The sequence below is a fragment of the Bradyrhizobium sp. SHOUNA76 genome (assembly GCF_023006445.1).
GTDB lineage: Bacteria > Pseudomonadota > Alphaproteobacteria > Rhizobiales > Xanthobacteraceae > Bradyrhizobium.
On sequence record NZ_JALBHA010000530.1, the window covers coordinates 1 to 4,218 of the forward strand.

At 62.9% G+C, this 4,218-nt stretch carries 5 protein-coding genes, 1 tRNA gene and 1 pseudogene; 2 read left to right on the forward strand and 5 right to left on the reverse strand.

Annotated elements, in window-relative coordinates:
- The 4 genes and pseudogenes from MOV74_RS32560 to MOV74_RS32575 form a co-directional block, all read right to left on the reverse strand.
- Positions 1 to 161 (reverse strand): annotated as a pseudogene (locus MOV74_RS32560) (response regulator); the annotation flags it as partial.
- Positions 162 to 1,177: 1,016 nt separating this feature from the next.
- Positions 1,178 to 1,348 (reverse strand): hypothetical protein, encoded by a 171-nt coding sequence (locus MOV74_RS32565; protein WP_246931093.1) that lies wholly within the window; start codon positions 1,346 to 1,348, stop codon positions 1,178 to 1,180.
- A 178-nt stretch (positions 1,349 to 1,526) separates the two neighbouring features.
- Positions 1,527 to 1,754, reverse strand: coding sequence for a hypothetical protein (locus tag MOV74_RS32570; RefSeq protein WP_246931094.1), 228 nt, complete (start codon positions 1,752 to 1,754; stop codon positions 1,527 to 1,529).
- Positions 1,755 to 2,707: 953 nt separating this feature from the next.
- Positions 2,708 to 3,010, reverse strand: a complete 303-nt coding sequence (locus tag MOV74_RS32575) for a hypothetical protein (protein ID WP_246931095.1) — start codon at positions 3,008 to 3,010, stop codon at positions 2,708 to 2,710.
- Positions 3,011 to 3,218: 208 nt separating this feature from the next.
- Here MOV74_RS32575 and MOV74_RS32580 point away from each other — a divergent pair, with 208 nt between their 5' ends.
- Positions 3,219 to 3,602: a hypothetical protein gene (locus MOV74_RS32580; protein WP_246931096.1), complete on the forward strand. Its 384-nt coding sequence runs from the start codon at positions 3,219 to 3,221 to the stop codon at positions 3,600 to 3,602.
- A gap of 121 nt (positions 3,603 to 3,723) precedes the next feature.
- Here MOV74_RS32580 and MOV74_RS32585 read toward each other — a convergent pair.
- Positions 3,724 to 3,808, reverse strand: a tRNA-Leu gene (locus tag MOV74_RS32585).
- A gap of 157 nt (positions 3,809 to 3,965) precedes the next feature.
- On the opposite strand from MOV74_RS32585, the gene MOV74_RS32590 reads away from it, so the two are divergent.
- Positions 3,966 to 4,218: disulfide bond formation protein B (locus MOV74_RS32590; protein ID WP_246931097.1), on the forward strand; the 253-nt coding region annotated here is incomplete at its 3' end.

Sequence of the window (4,218 nt, forward strand, 5' to 3'; positions counted from 1 at the left end):
GCCCCGCCGGCGAGGGCGGCACGGGCTTCGCCGAGCGTGCCGGCGCTGCGCACCTCGTAGCCGGCCTTGACCAGCGCATCCTGCAGCCGCCAGCAGGTCGGTGCGTCGTCCTCGACGAGGAGGATGGTGATGGTGTCACCCGTCTCGCCCTGTTCAGTCATGATCATGGTCCCGCACCCGCGTGTCCCCCGCGGCGCAAGGGCAAGTTTAACCGCAGTGCGGATGTCGTGACACCCATAATCATGGGGGCGGCGATGACCCGCGTCGGCGCGGGTAGACGGTTGTGGGGTCGCACCTAAGCTGAAATCCGTGCTCAGCGCGGCACTCAGGCGCCGACCGGTCCGCTCTGCCTCTGACACCGGCCCGTTACCGCAGCTCACAACGTCCGAGTTTGGCCACATGAGGGCCTTGCGGCCGTATTCGACCTAGGTCCGTTGGTACCCTGCAAGCCGACGTCGGACGCCGAAAAAGAGCGGCAGCTAAGGGCCACCTGGGGACTCATGCACGGGGGCTAACGCCGTGAACGAATCCGCAAGAGGGTTCGGACCAGCGGCGACCGAAAAGGAGACAACTCGCGATAACTTTCCTGATCGCTGCGCGCTGGCCAATCGCGGCTCGAGCACAATGATGATCGCGCTCGTAACGAGGCTTCGTCTATCGATCATGCGACGGTCCTCCCGAAAGTGCGTTTTACGCTCCGCAACGGCACGTTACTCGCATTTCTCCGTCCGTACCCCGTGAAAGAAGGCCGCGGCGCGAGAGGTGATTGGAGCGTTCGGCTTCCCTGATTTCCGCCTTCGCCGATGGACCACTTTCGGAAGTCGCTTGCTTCAAAAAGCCAAAGGTTGTTGTCGAAACGGCGGTGTCGGATGGTCACCGCCGTCGTGGTCGAGCGCCGTTATGTCAAGGCTCCTCGACCTATCTTGCTGCACGACCGCGATTTGCGAATTCTGATTTCATCTCGTTCTCCCATGTGGCTAGAGAACGCGTCCCGTATCCTCGTAGGGGTGCGTGCTCGCGGAAGATCGATACCAAAAATCGTCGGTGCCCGAGTGTGCGATGCTCGCCGATAGCATGCCCGCCGCCCATTCAGCTTGACGGAGATGTCGGCGCATCCAACACCAGCCCATCTGCTCAGCATCTTTTGAACTGAAAATGGCCGCCAACTGAGGCGGCCTCAGTCGTTCCAGATGCGGTCGCCGCATTCGCATTCGAACAGGTGCATGAGGTTGCCGGTTTCCATGTTCAGTATCGTGCGAACCAGCTGTAATTGCTTGTCGCAGACCCGACATTTTCGCGCCGAATTATTTTCGACTTCGCCGATTTTCTCCGCGCGGAACAGATCCATGTAAAGTCCCCATCAAAGTCGGAGGGACGTTACTCCATTGGTTCGGCAAGTGGATCATACAGAGGTATACTGGCCGCGGCGGCTGCACAGGGTCACAAGCCGCCGATAACGCTTGAGGGGGTGACTTCCAGCTTTGCCTGGCGGAGCGAATGTTGATGAGTACACACCCTCGCCCGGCTCACGAAAGATCAACCCGCGGCGGCGGATAGCGCCGGGCCAGCGCCGACAATGACAAACGCCGTTCGTCCTGTGGCAGCTCCAGATAGGCCAGCACGAGCGGTCGCTTCCAATCGCCGACGCCGAAATCCATGGCCGTCCATTTCTGCGGCTCGGGGCCTTCCAGGCCCCGGACCCAGACGAAATAGCGGGGAAGGTCGTCGGCGTCCGTCGTGCGTGTCCTGGCCATCAAAGCTGTCCGCTGCATCACATCTGTTGCCACACGATATAGGTACTGGCGCAGCGAAGTCGAACACCTCGCGGCGGTACGGGATCTAAACCCTATCGATCATTCGGCGCGCGAACGGCAGGTGCGACTTCGCTCCTGGGGCCTCCGCGCCGGACGGCAGTTGGACGGGAAATCTCTCATCCTCAACATTGCGAGGAGCACTTGCGACGAAGCAGATCCAGGCGACATCCGTGGATGCATTCCTGGATTGCTTCGCTGCGCTCGCAATGACGACGTGGAGACACGCGGGCCAGAATGAGGCCATTGGGCTCCAGAAGCTGTTCTCAATCGGAACGATCTGTCCGAACGCCCGCCGTTTCGCGCGCCCAAATTCTGCTTGACCGAAATTCGGAAATGTCGTATGTGCGTCGTCATCCCGGCCCATGGATAAGGGGCGTTTCGCGATCGTCACGATACGCGGGCCGGGTGGCGGTGGACGTGGAGCGCATCGGCGCGCCAGCAATCGCAGGGCGGGCTTGGCCCGTGAGCGGTTGACTGGCGCGCACACGACCGGTGCGGTCCGCGTACGGCAAAAGCGTGTCGTCCTGACGCCCGGGGTCTGTGCGTCAAGGCTTGCGGTGGTGAAGCGGCCCGACCGGGCACGCGCACCAGTCATCCGCAAGGCGACGGGGGCAATAGTGCATCGCTCCCCGGGGAGAGCGCGCCATAAGCCGTCAAACCACTGCGCAGGGAAAGGCCGGGATGTCCAGGCTGCCCTGTATGCCGCTGTGCATCTGTCTTCGCGCAATTTGCGCACAGCGGACCGCGGGTGCCAGCCGGCGCCCGGCCTTCCCTGCGCCCTTTCCAAGGAAGGGGCGCCGACAGAAGCGCAACACTCGGGCGTTATGCGCCGCGAGGCTGTAGCGGTGTGTCTCGTCGTTTGAAAATTGACGTGTGCGCGCTCCTCCTGCCGATCACCGCCACAATTCGCAGGTTGCCACGCGGTTGATGTCGGTGAGGCGGCGAGCGGCGTCTCCGTGAAGATCGAGGCTTTCGACCAGCGTCAGCAGGCGATGATAGGCGCCGTCGGCGACCTCGACCGGCAGCGGATCTTCGTCAAAGGCCTCGACATAGCTGCCGACGACATTGCTGAGCAGGCAGCACAGGCCGCGCTGGGCGGGATCGCGCCGGCCGAGCGTCTCGAGCTTTTGCTGAAAGGTCTGGAAGGTCCGCAAACCGTGGTGCTGTTGCGAAAGCCACGCGTGCAGGTCGTTCATGAGAGCTCCTTCGAGTTACAGAAGAAGCTACCGGTTTATACAGGAGCGAAGTGACGATTGCCAGAGAGGGGAGGGCGAGCCGATCCGGCGATTTGGCGAGAAAGATTAGCAAAGTGTCAAGGAACGGAGTTCCCGACGCCGGCCGCCCCCAAAAACCCACTTCGCCCGCCAGTTGCAAAGGTCTAGATTAACGCTGGCGCGGCGCGCTATGCGCCCAGCGAAGGCAGGTCGCGATGCCCGAGGCATTGCTTTCGATCGCCGAAGCGAACTGGATCCAGCTGCTATTCGCGGTCATCATTTTCGACATTCCGCTCATGTGATGAAAGACCAGAACGAACTCCAGATCGCCGGCTCTGCAAGCCGGACAGATCGATTCGTTTGCGCCTATGTCGGTCCGTCATATGATTTCGTCGAGACGCCTGAAGGCTATCTCTGCCCGAAATGCCGGCATGGCATCGCCGCGGGCGACCCGGCCTGCGAAATCCTCGGCACTTCCGCGCGATGTAGCGCCTGCGGCAGGGAGATGGTCGTGTCGCCGGAGCGCGCACAACTATCGCGGCCCGCGCCGAAAGGTGCCGGTCGTCAACCGTGAGGAGGTGGCACAGGCCGCGCTGGGGGGATTATGATCAGTCCGTCTTCGCCAAGAGGCTTCGCCGGACGGACACGCTTCACTCTTCGGTTCAGCATGGCCGCGCCACGCGAAGCCCGAAGCGTGGTGCCCCTGGCCGGAATCGAACCAGCACTCCTTGCGGAACTCGATTTTGAGTCGAGCGCGTCTACCAGTTCCGCCACAGGGGCCCTCGGTCAGCCCTTGAAGGGAGCGTCGCGAAGCCGGCGGACTATAGCCATGGACAAAGCGGGGTCAACCCGCGCCAAAGTGATCCCGCCCGTTCTCGACAGCCGCATGGACCGGAGCTAGAGGCTTAAGGGCGCGACCGATCGGAAAGAGGCTGCCGTGACGACCCAGAGTGCCGCGATACCTGCGTTCAAGCCGGCTGCCGGCGGCTCCGCGCTGACGGCCTCGCTGCTCGTCACGCTGATCGCGGCTGCGACCATCGCGGGCGCCTGGTTCTTCCAGCTCGTGCTGGAGATCCTGCCCTGTCCGCTCTGCCTGGAGCAGCGCTACGCCTATTACCTCGCGATTCCGCTCGGAGCGCTCACGGCGATCGCGGCACGAGCCGGCGCCCCGCGGCCGCTGCTGCTGGCCG